Source organism: Phytopseudomonas punonensis (assembly GCF_900142655.1).
Lineage (GTDB): Bacteria > Pseudomonadota > Gammaproteobacteria > Pseudomonadales > Pseudomonadaceae > Aquipseudomonas > Aquipseudomonas punonensis.
In genome coordinates, this window is record NZ_FRBQ01000010.1 from 51,278 (window position 1) to 66,291 (window position 15,014).

14 protein-coding genes are annotated in these 15,014 nt (G+C 62.7%); 8 read left to right on the plus strand and 6 right to left on the minus strand.

Features of this window, described 5'->3' with window-relative positions; all coding sequences use genetic code 11:
• Positions 1-28: 28 nt before the first annotated feature.
• Complete coding sequence (locus BUC40_RS19455) at positions 29-1,462, minus strand: aminotransferase-like domain-containing protein (RefSeq protein ID WP_073267926.1); 1,434 nt, start codon at positions 1,460-1,462, stop codon at positions 29-31.
• A 177-nt stretch (positions 1,463-1,639) separates the two neighbouring features.
• On the opposite strand from BUC40_RS19455, the gene BUC40_RS19460 reads away from it, so the two are divergent.
• Positions 1,640-1,879 (plus strand): DUF1127 domain-containing protein, encoded by a 240-nt coding sequence (locus tag BUC40_RS19460; protein ID WP_073268104.1) that lies wholly within the window; start codon positions 1,640-1,642, stop codon positions 1,877-1,879.
• A 238-nt stretch (positions 1,880-2,117) separates the two neighbouring features.
• Here BUC40_RS19460 and BUC40_RS19465 read toward each other — a convergent pair whose 3' ends face one another.
• A complete protein-coding gene (locus BUC40_RS19465; RefSeq protein ID WP_073267928.1) occupies positions 2,118-3,431 on the minus strand; it encodes an NAD(P)/FAD-dependent oxidoreductase in 1,314 nt (437 codons plus the stop codon).
• A gap of 153 nt (positions 3,432-3,584) precedes the next feature.
• Between BUC40_RS19465 and BUC40_RS19470 the strand changes: the two genes are divergently transcribed.
• Complete coding sequence (locus BUC40_RS19470; RefSeq protein WP_073267929.1) at positions 3,585-3,938, plus strand: YkgJ family cysteine cluster protein; 354 nt, start codon at positions 3,585-3,587, stop codon at positions 3,936-3,938.
• A 4-nt stretch (positions 3,939-3,942) separates the two neighbouring features.
• On the opposite strand, the gene dadR is transcribed toward BUC40_RS19470, so the two are convergent.
• A complete protein-coding gene (gene dadR, locus BUC40_RS19475; protein ID WP_013789818.1) occupies positions 3,943-4,431 on the minus strand; it encodes a transcriptional regulator DadR in 489 nt (162 codons plus the stop codon).
• Positions 4,432-4,587: 156 nt separating this feature from the next.
• Between dadR and dadA the strand changes: the two genes are divergently transcribed.
• The 6 genes from dadA (at position 4,588) to BUC40_RS19505 (ending at position 11,447) form a co-directional block, all read left to right on the plus strand.
• Positions 4,588-5,886 (plus strand): D-amino acid dehydrogenase, encoded by a 1,299-nt coding sequence (gene dadA / locus BUC40_RS19480; RefSeq protein WP_073267931.1) that lies wholly within the window; start codon positions 4,588-4,590, stop codon positions 5,884-5,886.
• Positions 5,861-6,211, plus strand: coding sequence for a RidA family protein (locus BUC40_RS19485; protein ID WP_073267933.1), 351 nt, complete (start codon positions 5,861-5,863; stop codon positions 6,209-6,211). Before dadA ends, BUC40_RS19485 begins: the two co-directional genes overlap by 26 nt.
• Before the next feature lie 162 nt (positions 6,212-6,373).
• Positions 6,374-7,453 carry an alanine racemase gene (alr, locus tag BUC40_RS19490; RefSeq protein WP_073267935.1) on the plus strand — a complete coding sequence of 360 codons (1,080 nt, stop codon included), beginning with the start codon at positions 6,374-6,376 and terminating at the stop codon, positions 7,451-7,453.
• Positions 7,454-7,770: 317 nt separating this feature from the next.
• Complete coding sequence (locus tag BUC40_RS19495; protein ID WP_073267937.1) at positions 7,771-8,319, plus strand: cupin domain-containing protein; 549 nt, start codon at positions 7,771-7,773, stop codon at positions 8,317-8,319.
• A 459-nt stretch (positions 8,320-8,778) separates the two neighbouring features.
• Positions 8,779-9,183, plus strand: a complete 405-nt coding sequence (locus tag BUC40_RS19500) for a c-type cytochrome (RefSeq protein ID WP_073267939.1) — start codon at positions 8,779-8,781, stop codon at positions 9,181-9,183.
• Between the two features lie 131 nt (positions 9,184-9,314).
• Positions 9,315-11,447 (plus strand): acetyl-CoA hydrolase/transferase C-terminal domain-containing protein, encoded by a 2,133-nt coding sequence (locus tag BUC40_RS19505; protein ID WP_073267941.1) that lies wholly within the window; start codon positions 9,315-9,317, stop codon positions 11,445-11,447.
• Here BUC40_RS19505 and BUC40_RS19510 read toward each other — a convergent pair.
• The 3 genes from BUC40_RS19510 to rep all read right to left on the minus strand — a co-directional run bounded on the left by BUC40_RS19510 (position 11,431) and on the right by rep (position 14,814).
• Positions 11,431-12,003 carry a xanthine phosphoribosyltransferase gene (locus tag BUC40_RS19510; RefSeq protein WP_073267943.1) on the minus strand — a complete coding sequence of 191 codons (573 nt, stop codon included), beginning with the start codon at positions 12,001-12,003 and terminating at the stop codon, positions 11,431-11,433. The genes BUC40_RS19505 and BUC40_RS19510 overlap by 17 nt on opposite strands.
• Before the next feature lie 117 nt (positions 12,004-12,120).
• The gene (locus BUC40_RS19515) at positions 12,121-12,603 is read right to left on the minus strand and encodes a UPF0158 family protein (RefSeq protein WP_073267945.1); all 483 of its coding nucleotides are present in this window, start codon (positions 12,601-12,603) and stop codon (positions 12,121-12,123) included.
• Between the two features lie 201 nt (positions 12,604-12,804).
• A complete protein-coding gene (rep, locus tag BUC40_RS19520) occupies positions 12,805-14,814 on the minus strand; it encodes a DNA helicase Rep (protein WP_073267947.1) in 2,010 nt (669 codons plus the stop codon).
• Between the last annotated feature and the right edge of the window lie 200 nt (positions 14,815-15,014).

Consider the following 15,014-nt stretch of genomic DNA (forward strand, 5'->3'; position numbering starts at 1 on the left):
GATAGGACGCCGCTGCGCTGATAAAAATTCAGTCTCTCGGCGGTGGCGACGCGTCGAGCATGGCCGCTACGGTTTCCCCCACTTTGCGCACTGCGGCTTCGATGGTCGGGCTGGGGCGCGAGGCATAGTTCATGCGCAGGCAATTACGGTATTTGCCGGCGGCGGAGAAGATACTGCCCGGCGCGATCTGGATCTTGTGGGCGGCCAGTTCGCGGTTCAGGCGCTGGCTGTCGAACCCTTCGGGCATCTCCACCCAGAGCATGAAGCTGCCTTGCGGGCGGCTGACTCGCACCGACGGCGGGAAGTAACGGCTCACCCAGTCGGTCATCTGCTCCAGGTTGCGCGCGTACTGGCCGCGCATACGCCGCAGGTGCGGTTCGTAATGGCCGCCCTCGATGTATTCGGCCAGTGCCAGTTGTGGCAGCTGCGCGGTGGCGCCGGTACCCATGTATTTCATGTGCAGCACCTGGTTGAGGTAGCGGCCAGGGGCGATCCAGCCAACACGAAAACCGGGCGCCAGGGTCTTGGAAAACGAGCTGCAGAGCAGCACGCGACCGTCGTCATCGTAGGATTTGATGGTGCGCGGGCGTGGGTAGTTGAAGGCAAGTTCGCCGTACACGTCATCTTCGATGATCGCCACATCGTGACGCTGAGCCAGGGCGAGCAGGGCGCGCTTGTTGGCCTCCGGCATGATGTAACCCAGCGGGTTGTTGCAGTTGGGTGTGAGCTGAATGGCCTTGATCGGCCACTGCTCGAGGGCCAGTTCCAGCGCCTCGATGCTGATACCGGTGAGCGGGTCGGTCGGCAATTCCAGGGCCTTCATGCCGAAGCCCTTGAGGGCCTGCATCACGCCATGAAAGCTCGGCGAGTCGACCGCGACGATATCGCCCGGCACGCAGATCGCGCGAATCGCGGCGGACAGCGCCTCGTGGCAGCCGGTGGTGATGACGATGTCCTCGTAGGACAGCTGGCAGCCGGAGTCCAGTGTCAGGCGCGCGACCTGTTCACGCAGGCGCTGATCGCCGTAGATGCTACCGTAGGTGAGCGTTTGCAGATCCTGCTTGCGGCTCAAACGGGACAGCGAGCGCAGCAGCGGCTTGAGGGTCGGGCTGTCGATATCCGGGCGGCCGCGCCCCAGCTGCACGAAGTCGGGCCGGGGGAGTGGCGCGATCTGCTCGAGCACCTGATCCCATTGCGACACCTCAACCGGACGCTGCGGTGCGCGGCTGACCTTAGGCAGCGCCGGCTTGTTACGCCCTTGTGGCACGAAGTAGCCGGATTTCGGTTTGGGCAGCGCCAGGCCGCGATCTTCCAGATGACGGTAGGCCTGCTGCACGGTACTCAGGCTGACCCCATGTTCCTGACTCAGAGCGCGCACCGATGGCAGGCGATCACCAGGGCGATACAGGCCCTGCTCGATGCGATCGCCGAGTAGGTCAGCCAGGTTGGTGTAGAGGGTCATGGTCGCGCACCTGTATGCAAGGATTCAGCTGAACCATACAGATGGCCTTTGTTGCGACCATTCAGTTCGGCTTGTGGGTGATCTGTATGGATTTAATTCCCTTTCTTTGCATCTGTCATGCTTTTTCACGGACCGCCATCATGATCTCCCATGACCCACCAGGCGCAGGAGAGCGACATGAACGGGCTGAGCGATGTGCGATTGACCTTGAAAGGCAGCGAGCTGGAAGGCGTTAACGGGCAGCGCCTATCGGGTGTGCCGGCGCATGCGGCGCTGACCGATCGCTGGCAGCGTTTCATGCGCCGACTGACCACCCGCCGCGCGCTACTCAGGCTCAACGACGCTCAGTTGCAAGACATCGGCCTGAGCCGCGAACAGGCCGAGCGCGAAGCCAACCTGCCGTTCTGGAAACTCTGAATCAGGGCCGTAGCCCGGCGTTGAGCGCAGCGATACCCGGGGGCTTCTTTCTGGGTATCGCTGCGCTCTGTCAGTCCAGTTCCTTGAGGCGGTGCCTGTTTGTAGGGTGGACCGGGGCGCGTAGCCGACGCTTCACCTACGCGGCCCGACCCATCCACCGCTCCGCAATCGCAACGGTGGATGAAAAAGCACCATCCACCCTACGAGACTGGACGCTCTAGGCAGGTTACGGGCGCTGTCAGACCAGCTCCTTGAGCCGGTGCCAGAGCATGCCCAGCGCCAGAAGCGGCGAGCGCAGATGGCGCCCGCCGGGGAAAGTCATGTGCGGCACCTTGGCGAACAGTTCGAAGCCGCCACCGGCTTGCCCGGCGATGGCTTCGGCGAGCAACTTGCCGGCCAGGTGCGTGGCGTTCACGCCGTGGCCCGCGTAGGCCTGGGCGTAGAAGACGTTGGGCTGATCCTTGAGTCGGCCGACCTGCGGCAGGCGGTTGGCGCCGATGCCGATCATCCCGCCCCACTGGTAGTCGATACGCACATCCTGCAGTTGCGGGAATACCGCGAGCATCTTCGGCCGCATATAGGCTGCGATATCCGCCGGGTCGGTGCCGGAGTAGCGACAGGCGCCGCCGAACAGCAGGCGGCGGTCGGCGGACAGGCGGTAATAGTCGACCGCCACTCGCTGGTCGCAGAGCGCCATGTTCTGCGGGATCAAATTGTTGGCCTGCTCCTCGCTCAGTGGCTCGGTGGCGATGATGTAACTGCCGGCCGGTAGCACCTTGCCCCCCAGTGTCGGGTTCAAATCGCGGATGTAGGCATTACAGGCCAGCACCAGCTGCCCGGCGCGCACCACACCCTGAGCCGTATGCACGCGGATCTCGCTGCCGTAGTCGATTCGTGTGACGGGCGAGCGCTCGAACAGGCGCACCCCCAGGCTCTGTGCCGCAGCGGCCTCGCCCAGCGCCAGGTTGAGCGGATGCAAATGCCCCGAACCCATGTCGATCATGCCGCCGACATAGCGCTTCGAGCCGACCACCTCGTGCATCTGTTCCGGTTGCAGTAGGCGCAGCTCGTGGCGATAGCCGAGGTTCTGCAGCTCGGCAGCGTCTTCGGCGAAACCGGCCAGGTCGCGGGGCTTGTTGGCCAAGTCGCAGTAGCCCCAGGTCAGGTCGCAGGCGATGTCGTACTGGGCGACCCGCCGCCGTACCAGCTCTACCGCCTCCAGACCCATCAGTTTCAGTTCGCGCACCCCGTCCTTGCCGATCACCGACTCGAACTGCTCCACGCCATGGCCGACACCGCGAATCAGCTGCCCGCCGTTACGTCCGCTGGCGCCCCAGCCGATCCGGTGAGCTTCGACCAGCACCACCGACAGGCCTTTCTGGGCCAGTTCGATCGCCGTGTTGAGGCCGGAAAAGCCGCCGCCGACGATGCACACATCGGCGTGCTGCTCACCTTGCAAGGCCGGCAAATCGAGGGACTGGTTGACGCTGGCGGCGTAGTAGGAGGGCGCATGCTCGGCGCTATGAACCGGCGGGTGGGCACGGGCGGTCATGTGCAGGATCCTGAGTGTTATGTGCGTAAAAATGGACGAAGCATAAGCGCGGAATCCGCTGCGGGCCAACTGGTGATCACCTTGGCAGACCGAGCTTTGCGCCGCCCGGGCCCGCCTGTACCATGCTCGTCTGCCGTTCCAGAGCCCCTGTCCATGAGTTGTACCAGCCGCAAGATCGACCTGCTGCGTCGCCAGATTCCGCGCTTCGACTGCGTGCCCGGCTGCCACGACTGCTGCGGCCCGGTGACCGCGTCCTCCGAGGAAATGTCGCGTCTGCCACGCAAGACCGCCGCCGAGCAGGAGGCTGCCCTGGCCGAGTACAACTGCGTGCATCTCGGGCCCCAGGGGTGTCAGGTGTATGACCAGCGCCCGCTGATTTGCCGGCTGTTCGGCACCACGCCGAACCTGCCATGCCCTCACGGCCACGGCCCCGAGCAACCCATTGAGGCGCATGTGGAGCGGCAGGTGCATCAGTTGATCGCCAGCACCCGCCAGGTTCTCGTCTAGAGAATTACTCCGGCACCGGTAGCGCCAGGCTCTCCTTTACTTCTTCCATCACGATATAGCTCTTCGACTCGCGCACATGGGGCAGCTTGAGCAGGATGTCGCCGAGCAGCTTGCGGTAGCTGGCCATCTCGTTTATTCGCGCTTTCACTAGGTAGTCGAAGTCGCCGGACACCAGGTGGCATTCCAGCACGTGGGGCAGCTTGAGCACGGCGCGGCGGAAGTCTTCGAAGGTGTCACCGGACTTGTAGTCCAGGCTGATCTCCACGAACACCAGCAGGCTGGCCTTGAGGTTCTGCGGGTTGAGGCGCGCGTGATACCCCATGATGATGCCTTCGCGCTCCAGACGGCGGACCCGTTCCGTGCACGGCGTGGTCGACAGCCCCACCCGTTCGCCCAGCTCGGTAAAGGAGATGCGCCCGTCCTCTTGGAGGATGCGCAGGATGTTGCGGTCGATCTTGTCCAGCTCGCGGCGGCTCTGATGTTGCGTACGCATGCTCGGCACCCCTCCGTGAAAGGCTCGTAAAGCCAGAATTCCCTTCGAATATACGAGTGTATACAGTGAAAAGCACTGCCATTCACTTTCTATACTGTACGCATCGACTTCTCAAATCGTAATACGCCAGTGCATCGTCGCGGCGAGGAGAACAACATGCGGGTTCTGGTGCTTGGTAGCGGTGTGATCGGTACGGCCAGTGCGTATTACCTGGCCCGTCAGGGTTTCGAGGTGGTGGTCGTTGATCGCCAGGACGGCCCGGCCATGGAAACCAGCTTCGCCAACGCCGGCCAGGTGTCGCCGGGCTACGCATCGCCGTGGGCGGCTCCGGGCATCCCGCTGAAGGCCATCAAGTGGCTGCTGCAAAAGCATGCGCCGTTGGCGATCAAGCTGACCGGCGATATCGACCAGTACCTGTGGATGGCGCAGATGCTGCGCAACTGCACCGCCAGCCGATATGCGGTGAACAAGGAGCGCATGGTGCGTCTGTCCGAGTACAGCCGTGACTGCCTCGACGAGTTGCGCGCGGAAACCGGCATTGGTTACGAAGCGCGTCAGCTCGGTACTACTCAGCTGTTCCGCACCCAGGCGCAACTCGACAACGCCGCTAAGGATATCTCGGTACTCGAGCAGTCCGGCGTGCCCTATGAACTGCTCGACCGTGCCGGTATCGCCAAGGTCGAACCGGCCCTGGCCAGCGTCACCGACAAGCTCGCCGGTGCCCTGCGTCTGCCGAATGACCAGACCGGCGACTGCCAGCTGTTCACCCGCAAACTGGCCGAGATGGCCGCCGCGCTGGGCGTGCAGTTCCGCTTCGGGCAGAACATCCAGCGTCTCGACGTGGCCGGTGACCGCATCAACGGCGTGTGGATCGACGGCAAGCTGGAAACCGCCGACCGCTATGTGCTGGCCCTGGGCAGCTACAGCCCACAGTTGCTCAAACCGCTGGGTATCCGCGCGCCGGTGTATCCGCTCAAAGGCTATTCACTAACGGTGCCGATCACCAACCCGGACATGGCGCCGACCTCGACCATTCTCGATGAGACCTACAAGGTCGCCATCACCCGTTTCGACCAGCGCATCCGCGTCGGCGGCATGGCCGAAATCGCCGGCTTCGACCTGAGCCTCAACCCGCGCCGTCGCGAGACCCTGGAGATGATCGTCGGTGATCTGTATCCCCAGGGCGGCGATCTGAGCCAGGCGGACTTCTGGACCGGCCTGCGCCCGGCCACCCCGGATGGCACGCCGATCGTTGGCGCCACACCCTATCGAAACCTGTTTCTGAACACCGGACACGGTACCCTAGGCTGGACCATGGCCTGCGGCTCTGGTCGCTTGCTGGCCGACCTGATCGCCAAGAAGCGCCCGCAGATCAGCAGCGAAGGCCTGGATATTTCCCGTTACGGTAGCCCCAAGGAGTTGAACAGCCATGTCCATACAGCGCCTGCGAACTGAGCCGCGCCTGAGCGAAATCGTCATCCACAACGGCACCGTCTACCTGGCCGGCCAGCTGGATGAAAACCACAGCGAAGGCATCGAGGCTCAGACCAAAGCGACCCTGGACAGCATCGACGCATTCCTGGCCGAGGCTGGCACCGACAAGACGCGCATCCTGTCGATCACCATCTTTCTGAAAGACATCGATGATCGTGACGGCATGAACAAGGTCTGGGATGCCTGGGTGCCGGCTGGCCACTCGCCGGCGCGCGCGTGCGTCGAGGCCAAGCTGTATTCGCCGGATGTGTTGGTGGAAATGACGGTGATTGCTGCGCTGCCGTGATTGAAGGCCGGCTTGCGATCTACCGAAATGATCCGACTGTAAGAAGCGTTTTGCCGATCCATTGTGGGAGCGGGCCATGCCCGCGATTTTTTCGCGCGCATGGGCTAGGCGTCCCCGCGCGCTCCCACAGGTTCCCCGCTTACACCCTGTTTAGAGATAACCATGCGTCCCGCCCGTGCTCTGATCGATCTGCAAGCTCTGCGTCACAACTACCAATTGGCTCGTGAACTGTCTGGCGCGCGTGCGCGTGCGCTGGCGGTGGTCAAGGCCGATGCCTATGGGCATGGCGCGGTGCGTTGTGCTCAGGCGCTACAGGACGAGGCCGATGGTTTCGCAGTAGCCTGTATTGAAGAGGCGCTGCAGCTGCGCGCAGCGGGCATCAGTGGGCCGATTCTGTTGCTCGAAGGTTTTTTTGAAGCCAGCGAGCTGGCGCTGATCGAGCAGCATGACCTTTGGACAGTGGTACACGCTGGGTGGCAACTCGAAGCCATCGAGCAGGCCGCGCTCAAGCGTCCGCTGAACGTCTGGCTCAAGCTGGACAGCGGTATGCACCGCGTCGGTTTTCACCCGGCTGATTATCAGGCGGCCTATCGGCGCCTGCTGGGCAGCGGCAAAGTGGCGAAGATCGTGCTGATGAGCCATTTCTCCCGGGCCGACGAGCTCGATTGCAGCCGCAGCGACGAGCAACTGGCAGTGTTTCAGCAGGCCCGCGAAGGCCTGGCCGCCGAGGTCAGTCTGCGCAACTCGCCGGCGCTGCTGGGTTGGCCGAGTATCCCCAGTGACTGGTCGCGGCCCGGCATCATGCTCTACGGCGCCACGCCGTTCGAGCAGGCGCAAGAAGTCGCCTCGCGGCTGCAGCCGGTGATGACCCTGGAGTCGAAGGTCATCAGCGTGCGTGATCTGCCGGCCGGCGAGCCGGTCGGCTACGGCGCGCGCTTCGTCAGCGAGCGCCCCTCACGGGTCGGCGTGGTCGCCATGGGCTATGCCGACGGCTACCCGCGCCATGCGCCGACCGGCACGCCGGTGCTGATCGACGGCCAGCCGTCGCGGATCATCGGCCGTATTTCCATGGATATGCTCACCGTCGACCTCAGCGATCTGCCGGGTACCGGCGTGGGCAGCCGCGTCGAGTTCTGGGGCCGCGGCGTGCTGGCCAGCGACGTCGCCGTGGCCGCCGGCACCATTCCCTATCAGCTGTTCTGCAATGTGCGCCGGGTGCCGCTGATCTACAGCGAAGCCTGAGAAGCAGTCCATGATCGCTCAGCCAAGCTTCGTCGGTTTGGTAGCTAGGTGGGGCGAAAGCAGCCGCTCGCGAACTCGTGGGAGGGGCTTTAGCCCCGAGCTCTTTACGCCTAGCTTGGCACAATCGAGGCTAAAGCCTCTCCCACAAAAGCTCCGCCCACCGTCTGCTTTTGCCTTGTAGCCGCCCGTGCATGCTCACAAAGATCATGAATAGGTTCTGAGCGGGATACGACCCAGAGTGTTCGGACTGTTGTAAATACTGAACACTGCCGCCATGATGAAGCCACTTTTCATGGTTTCACTGGGGGTATCCAACATTGGACGTCGGTCTTCGCCTGCAATCTATCCGCAAGCAAAAAGGGCTTTCCCAGCGCGAACTCGCCAAGCGGGCGGGGGTTACCAACAGCACCATCTCGATGATCGAGAAGAACAGCGTGAGCCCCTCGATCAGCTCGTTGAAGAAGGTACTGGCCGGCATTCCCATGTCGTTGGTGGAGTTCTTCTCTCTGGAAGCCGAGCAGGATAACCAGGTGCAGGTGGTCTACCGCGCCAGCGAGCTCACCGATATCCACAGCGGTGCGATCACCATGAAACTGATCGGCAAGGCGCACCCCAGCCGGGCCATTTCCTTTCTCGACGAAACCTACCCGCCGCATAGCGACACCGGCCTGGAGATGTACGCCCACGAGGGCGAGGAGACCGGCATGCTGGTGGAAGGGCGTCTGGAGCTGACCGTCGGTGACGAGGTGTTCATCCTCGAGAGCGGCGACAGCTATTACTTCGAGAGCAGCCGGCCGCACCGTTTCCGCAATCCCTTCGATCAGCCGGCGCGCTTGATCAGTGCCACCACGCCGGCCAACTTCTAGGAACCGTACGGAAAGTACCTGCGCTCGGTGATGCTTCGTTAAAAAACGGCTGGAGTGCCAGCCCAGTCGGGCTGCTCATTTACAGCTCGTAAACTCCGAGGCCTCATCGATTTTTGCCTCGCCTGACCTTCGCTCGGAGACTTTTCGTACGGATCCAATGCACGCGCGTGGCAATCTGCGCCGTCGTTGATCTGCGTCATGGGGTCACGCATCCCGTCACCCGGGCCAGTCGGTATACTTTGCTGGCTTGCGAAACCGTGGCCGCGAGCGTGATAAGTCATCCATGAGGGCATCTGAGTGAACCCAATTAGCAGGCCGTTGAAAAACTACCTACGTTGCCGGCACATCGTTAAAAACAGCCTCAAAATGCTCATGTACAACTCGTACACTCCGCTTTTTCGGCTGTTTTTGCCTCGCTCCGGCGGCCTCGCTGACGTTTTTCAACGGCCTTCTAGAAGCATGCTGCTAGCGCCAGCCATCGCCCTGACGCTATGGGCCGTGACAGCCCAGGCGAACACCGACGAGGCGGTTGCCGAGCGAATCAAGCCCGTCGGGCAGGTGTGCATCGCCGGTCAGGAATGCAAGGGTGTCGAAGCCGTTGCGGCGGTAAGCAGCGGTGGCGCCCGCAATGCCGATGACATCATTGCCAAGCACTGCACGGCCTGCCACACCAGCGGCCTGCTCGGCGCGCCGAAGATTGGCGATAGCGCTGCCTGGAAGGAGCGTGCGGATCACCAGGGCGGCCTGGACGGCATTCTTGCGGCGGCCATCAACGGCATCAACGCCATGCCGCCTAAAGGCACCTGCGGTGACTGTTCAGATGACGAGTTGCGCGCCGCCATCCAGAAGATGTCCGGCCTGTAGAACGGCGTTTCCGCGCCCGCCAAAGCCGCCGCGAGGCGGCTTTGGCGTTTCAGAATGATGACGACATGCAGCAAAAGGCGTAGCGGGGGAGTCCAACATGGACGATCCCGACCGTTGGCCTGGAGAACCGCATGCCCCAATCTTGTACCCTCGAGCAAGCTGTAGACCGTGTGCTGGAAACGATCGACGGGCCGATTCACCTTGGTCTGCCGCTTGGCCTGGGTAAGCCCAATCGTTGGGTCAACGCCCTTTATGCGCGGCTGCGTGAATTGCCCGAGCGGCACCTGACCATCTACACCGCGCTGTGTCTGGGCCGGCCGCGGGCCGGGCAGGAACTGCAGCAGCGCTTTCTCGAACCCTTCGTCGAACGTATCTATGGCGACTATCTTGAGCTGGATTTTCTTGCCGACCTGCAAGCCGATCAGTTGCCGGCCAATGTGCGGGTCGAGCAGTTCTTTCTGCAACCCGGCAGCCTGCTCGACAGCGCGCCGACCCAGCTCGATTACACCAGCAGCAACTACAGCCACGCCGCCCGTGACCTAAACGCCAAGGGCGTCAACGTGGTGGCGCAGCTGGTCGCGACCGACCCGACACGGCCTTATCACTTCAGCCTCAGCTGCAACCCGGACATCACCCTCGATCTGCTGCCGATGCTGCAGGCGCGCCGCGAGCGTGGCGAAACCATTCTCTGTGTGGCTCAGGTGCATGAGGGGCTGCCGTACATGGCCGGCGACGCCGAGGTGTCCCGAGACGTCTTCGATATCGAGCTGCAGGAACCCGAAACCACTACGCTGTTTTCCACACCGAACATGCCGGTCACGGTGCAGGACCATTGCATCGGTCTGCATGCCAGCACTTTGGTGCGCGATGGCGGCAGCCTGCAGATCGGCATCGGCGCCATGGGCGATGCGGTCAGTGCCGCGTTGTTGCAGCGCCACGCAGATAACCCGGCGTACCGCGCGGTGCTGGATGATCTGCAAAACGGTCGCGTTCATCCGCTGAGTAGCGTGCTCGGTGATTTGGGCGTTTTTCAGAAGGGGCTTTACGGCTGCAGCGAGATGTTCGTCAGCGGCCTGCTGGCGCTTGCCGATGCTGGAGTGATTCGCCGCATCGTCTATCCCGATTTGCGGGTGCAGCGCCTGGCCAGTGCTGGCGCGCTGGATGCCAATGGCCAGCCGTGCAGCGTACAGGCGTTGCTCGATGCGGGCCTGCCCCCGCGCCTCGACGAAGCCACCCTGGCCTGGCTGCAGGAAGCTGGTTTGCTGGACGCCAACCTCAAGCTGCAGGGCGAGAACCTGCTGCTGCCCACCGACCAGCAGTGCTCCACGGATCTCTCCGACCCGCTGAGCCAGGCAGCGCTGCGCGATTATCTGACGCCTGCGCAGCACGGCGTGTGTGTTCATGGTGGCTTCTTCCTGGGGCCGCAATCCTTCTATGCGCGGCTCAACGCCATGGATCCCAAGCAGCGCAATCGCTTCGGCATGACCGGCATCGGCTTCATCAATGAGCTGTACGGGCAGGAAGAACTGAAGCGCTTGCAGCGCGTCGACGCGCGGTTTATCAACAGCGCGTTCACCGTGACCCTGCTTGGCGCGGCGGTGGCTGACCAGCTGGAAGATGGCCGGGTGCTCAGCGGCGTGGGCGGGCAGTACAACTTCGTCGCCCAGGGGCATGCGCTGCCTGGTGCTCGGTCGATCCTGCTGCTGCGCAGCTGGCGCGAATCGGCCGGTGAAGTCAGCTCGAACATCGTCTGGGAATACGGCCACGTGACCATTCCCCGTCACCTGCGTGACGTGGTGATCACCGAATATGGCATCGCCGACCTGCGCGGCAAGACCGACTCCCAGGTTGTCGAGGCACTGCTGGCAGTCGCCGATTCACGTTTCCAGGAAGAGCTGATGCAGCAGGCCATCGACGCGGGCAAGCTTTCCAAGGATTTTCGCCTCGATGCGCGCTACACCGACAACACCCCCGAACGCCTGGAACAGATTGCCGGGCGGCATCGGCCGATGTTCGTCGAATACCCGTTAGGCAGCGATTTCAGTGACGAGGAGCAGGCGCTGTTGCGAGCGCTGACCTGGCTGAAGGGCAAGTTCCACTTGAGCGAGGTGCTGGAGTTGGGCAAGGCGGCGTTCGATGCGCCGCCCGCCGAGGCGTTTCCGGCAGCCCTGCAGCGCATGGGCCTGGAACGGCCCGATGGTCTGCGCGAAGAGCTGTACCAGCGTCTTGTGCTGGCCGGGCTGCAGGCTACTCGAGGAAGGTAACCTTGCCGCCTGCCAGGGACTGGATACGCGCCAGGGATTCGATGCGATAACCCTCGGCGTCCAGCGCAGCGCGGCCGCTCTGGAACGACTTCTCGATCACCACGCCGATGCCGGCGATGCTGGCGCCGGCCTGGCCGACCAGATCGATCAGAGCCTTGGCGGCGTGGCCGTTTGCCAGGAAGTCATCGACCAGCAATACGTGGTCAGTGGCGTTCAAGTGCTTGGATGAAATCGCCAGTGTGCTCTCGGTCTGCTTGGTGAACGAGAACACCTTGGAGATGTAGAGGTTGTCGGTGAGCGTCAGCGACTGATACTTGCGGGCGAAGATCACCGGCACGCCGAGCTCCAGACCGGCCATGACCGCCGGCGCGATGCCCGAAGCCTCGATGGTGACGATCTTGGTAATGCCCTGACCTTTGAAGCGCTCGGCGAACTCGTGGCCGATCTCCTTCATCAACTGTGGGTCGATCTGGTGATTCAGAAAGGCGTCGACCTTGAGCACCTGCTCGGAGAGGACGGTACCTTCACTGCATATCTTCTGTTTCAACGACTCCACGATCGATCCTCTGGGCTCAAGAGCAAAGCGGCGGATTTTCGCTCAAAATGCCGATCATTTGTAGCGAAACCGCACGCGCAGCGCTCCGCTCATCCATTGCAGGTACAAACGCAGCGCTCAGGCGCTTTTGGTCAGGCGCCGCAGAATATCCTTGGGAATGCCGCGGGTATCCAGAGGCAGCTTGTCCGGCGCGGGCTCCAGGCCCAGCTCGAACAGCCAGTTGAGGGCGTACTCGCGCAGCTGCTTCTGTTCGTAGTCGTGCCACTGCTGGCGCAGGGTTGGGAAGTGGTCGATCTCGTAGTCGAAGGCGCGCAGCGGCTTGCGGCCCGTCAGTGCGGCGCTGAGCAGCGGGTGAGCATTGAGGTCGTTCAGGGTGAACAGAAAGGACTCGCGCATCGCCACGCGCTGGGCCACATCGAGATTCGGCACGGCGGTGTACCGGTCTGGGTTGAGCTGGATCTGCTGGCGCTCGTCGCTGCCCTGATCCTCGGGCGTCAAGGTCAGCACCGTGCCGGCTTCCATGTCGAGCCAGTGCTCGAGGGTTTCGCGACCGTTGATCAATTGGGTCAGGGTATCGAGGTCGAGAGTGAGCGTGCGCATGGTGCCGGGCCTCTTTGCAAAGGAGCTTCACGGAGAACGAAATGCCCGGCCATAGCGGCCGGGCTTTCACTCTGACTACGAAATGTTACGCAGGTGCCCGACGCCATCTTGGGCTCGATGAAAACGTAGCCTGGGTTGAGCAGGCGATACCCAGGTAGATTCCCGGGTGTCGCTGCGCTCGACCCGGGCTACGGTCTTGCGTCAGCGCTTGAGCATGGCGCGCATGCTGGCCAGGGCGTCGTTACCGCGGGCAGCTTTGACTTCCACGGGGGCCTCTTCCATGCCTTCCCACACCAGATCTTCGGGCGGTAGTTCGTTGAGGAAGCGGCTCGGCGAACAGTCAATGATCTCGCCGTACTGCTTGCGCTTGGCGGCAAAGGTCAGCGCCAGGTTGCGCTTGGCGCGGGTGATGCCCACGTAGGCCAAGCGGCGCTCTTCCTCGATGGTGTCGGCTTCGATGCTGGAGCGGTGCGGCAGGATCTCCTCCTCGAAACCGATGATGTACACCGACGGAAACTCCAGGCCTTTGGAGGCGTGCATGGTCATCATCTGCACACCTTCGGCGCCATCTTCCTCTTCCTGCTGGCGCTCGAGCATGTCGCGCAGCACCAGCTTGCCGATGGCGTCCTCGATGGTCATGTCGCCTTCCTCGTCCTTGTCGAGGGTGTTCTTCAGCGCATCGACGAGGAACCACACGTTGCCCATGCGCGCATCGGCAACCTTGTCGCTGGAGGCGTTCTGGCGCAGCCAGTTCTCGTAGTCGATATCCATGACCATGCTGCGGATCGCGGCGATCGGCTCGTTGACCACGCACTGCTCGCGCACGCCGTCCATCCAGCGTTTGAAGCGCGCCAGGCGCTCGGTGTAGCGGCTGTCGAGGTGAGCGCCGAGGCCGATTTCGTCGCTGGCAGCGTACATGCTGATCTTGCGCTCGTTGGCGTAGTTGCCGAGCTTTTCCAGGGTGGTCGAGCCGATCTCCCGGCGCGGTACGTTGATTACACGCAGGAAGGCGTTGTCGTCATCCGGGTTGACCAGCAGGCGGAAGTAGCTCATCAGGTCTTTCACTTCCTGGCGGGCGAAGAAGCTGGTGCCGCCGCTCAGGCGATAGGGAATCTGGTGGTGCTGCAGTTTCAGCTCCATCAGCTTGGCCTGGTAGTTGCCGCGATAGAGGATGGCGAACTCGCTGTACGGGCGCTGGGTGCGCAGGTGCTCGGTGAGAATTTCCAGCGCCACGCGCTCGCACTCGGCGTCTTCGTTGCGCGTGCGGATCACGCGGATCTCGTCGCCCATGCCCATCTCGCTCCACAGCTGCTTCTCGAAGGCGTGGGGGTTGTTGGCGATCAGGGTGTTAGCGCACTTGAGGATGCGGCTGGTGGAGCGGTAGTTCTGCTCGAGCATCACCACCTTCAGTGACGGGTAATCCTCCTTGAGCAGGTTGAGGTTTTCCGGGCGTGCGCCGCGCCAGGCGTAGATCGACTGGTCGTCGTCGCCTACCACGGTGATCTGGTTGCGCATGCCTACCAGCAGTTTCACCAGCAGATACTGGCTGGAGTTGGTGTCCTGGTATTCGTCGACGAGCAGATAACGGATGCGGTTCTGCCACTTCTCCAGAATGTCGCTGTGTTCCTGGAACAGCTTCACCGGCAGCAGGATCAGGTCGTTGAAGTCCACCGCGTTGTACGCCTTGAGCGTGCGCTGGTAGTGCAGGTAGACGATGGCGGCGGTCTGTTCCTTGGGGTTGCGCGCGTTGGCCAGCGCCTCGTCGGGCAGAATCAGGTCGTTCTTCCAGCTGTCGATGTAGTTCTTGACCTCGTCAGCGCCATCATCGCCGGCGTATTCCTTCTGCATGATGTCGGTGAGCAGCGCCTTGATGTCGCCGTCATCGAAGATCGAGAAGCCGGGCTTGTAGCCCAGGCGCGCGTATTCCTTGCGGATGATGTTCATGCCCAGGTTGTGGAAGGTCGACACCGTCAGGCCGCGGGCTTCGGGGCCCTTGAGCAAGCTGCCGACACGCTCCTTCATCTCGCGCGCGGCCTTGTTGGTAAAGGTCATGGCGACGATGTGCTGGGCACGGATGCCGCAGTTCTGCACCAGGTGGGCGATCTTGCGGGTGATCACGCTGGTCTTGCCGGAGCCTGCACCGGCGAGCACCAAAAGAGGGCCGCCGACGTAGTTCACGGCTTCTTGTTGCCGGGGGTTGAGTCGGGACATCGTGTTTATCGCGAAGGAAAATGGCCGCGCATTTTAGCCGAAAGTCGTCTGGCATTTCGTGGCTTTGCTGCATCAGCCGACAGCCGTGCTGCCGCGTGTGGGCGCTGATTCCTTTGCCGGGGTTGTCGCCTCGATGGGTTTTATCGCAGGATGTTCAGCGATTTACACGGAAGTGATTGATTTGACGCCGGAACGGCGCA

Bases quoted from the DNA above. Each gene is read 5' to 3' on its own strand.
- BUC40_RS19455 (WP_073267926.1), bottom strand. From the start codon at position 1,462: ATGACCCTCTACACCAACCTGGCTGACCTACTCGGCGATCGCATCGAG.
- BUC40_RS19460 (WP_073268104.1), top strand. From the start codon at position 1,640: ATGAACGGGCTGAGCGATGTGCGATTGACCTTGAAAGGCAGCGAGCTG.
- BUC40_RS19465 (WP_073267928.1), bottom strand. From the start codon at position 3,431: ATGACCGCCCGTGCCCACCCGCCGGTTCATAGCGCCGAGCATGCGCCC.
- BUC40_RS19470 (WP_073267929.1), top strand. From the start codon at position 3,585: ATGAGTTGTACCAGCCGCAAGATCGACCTGCTGCGTCGCCAGATTCCG.
- dadR (WP_013789818.1), bottom strand. From the start codon at position 4,431: ATGCGTACGCAACATCAGAGCCGCCGCGAGCTGGACAAGATCGACCGC.
- dadA (WP_073267931.1), top strand. From the start codon at position 4,588: ATGCGGGTTCTGGTGCTTGGTAGCGGTGTGATCGGTACGGCCAGTGCG.
- BUC40_RS19485 (WP_073267933.1), top strand. From the start codon at position 5,861: ATGTCCATACAGCGCCTGCGAACTGAGCCGCGCCTGAGCGAAATCGTC.
- alr (WP_073267935.1), top strand. From the start codon at position 6,374: ATGCGTCCCGCCCGTGCTCTGATCGATCTGCAAGCTCTGCGTCACAAC.
- BUC40_RS19500 (WP_073267939.1), top strand. From the start codon at position 8,779: ATGCTGCTAGCGCCAGCCATCGCCCTGACGCTATGGGCCGTGACAGCC.
- BUC40_RS19505 (WP_073267941.1), top strand. From the start codon at position 9,315: ATGCCCCAATCTTGTACCCTCGAGCAAGCTGTAGACCGTGTGCTGGAA.
- BUC40_RS19515 (WP_073267945.1), bottom strand. From the start codon at position 12,603: ATGCGCACGCTCACTCTCGACCTCGATACCCTGACCCAATTGATCAAC.
- rep (WP_073267947.1), bottom strand. From the start codon at position 14,814: ATGTCCCGACTCAACCCCCGGCAACAAGAAGCCGTGAACTACGTCGGC.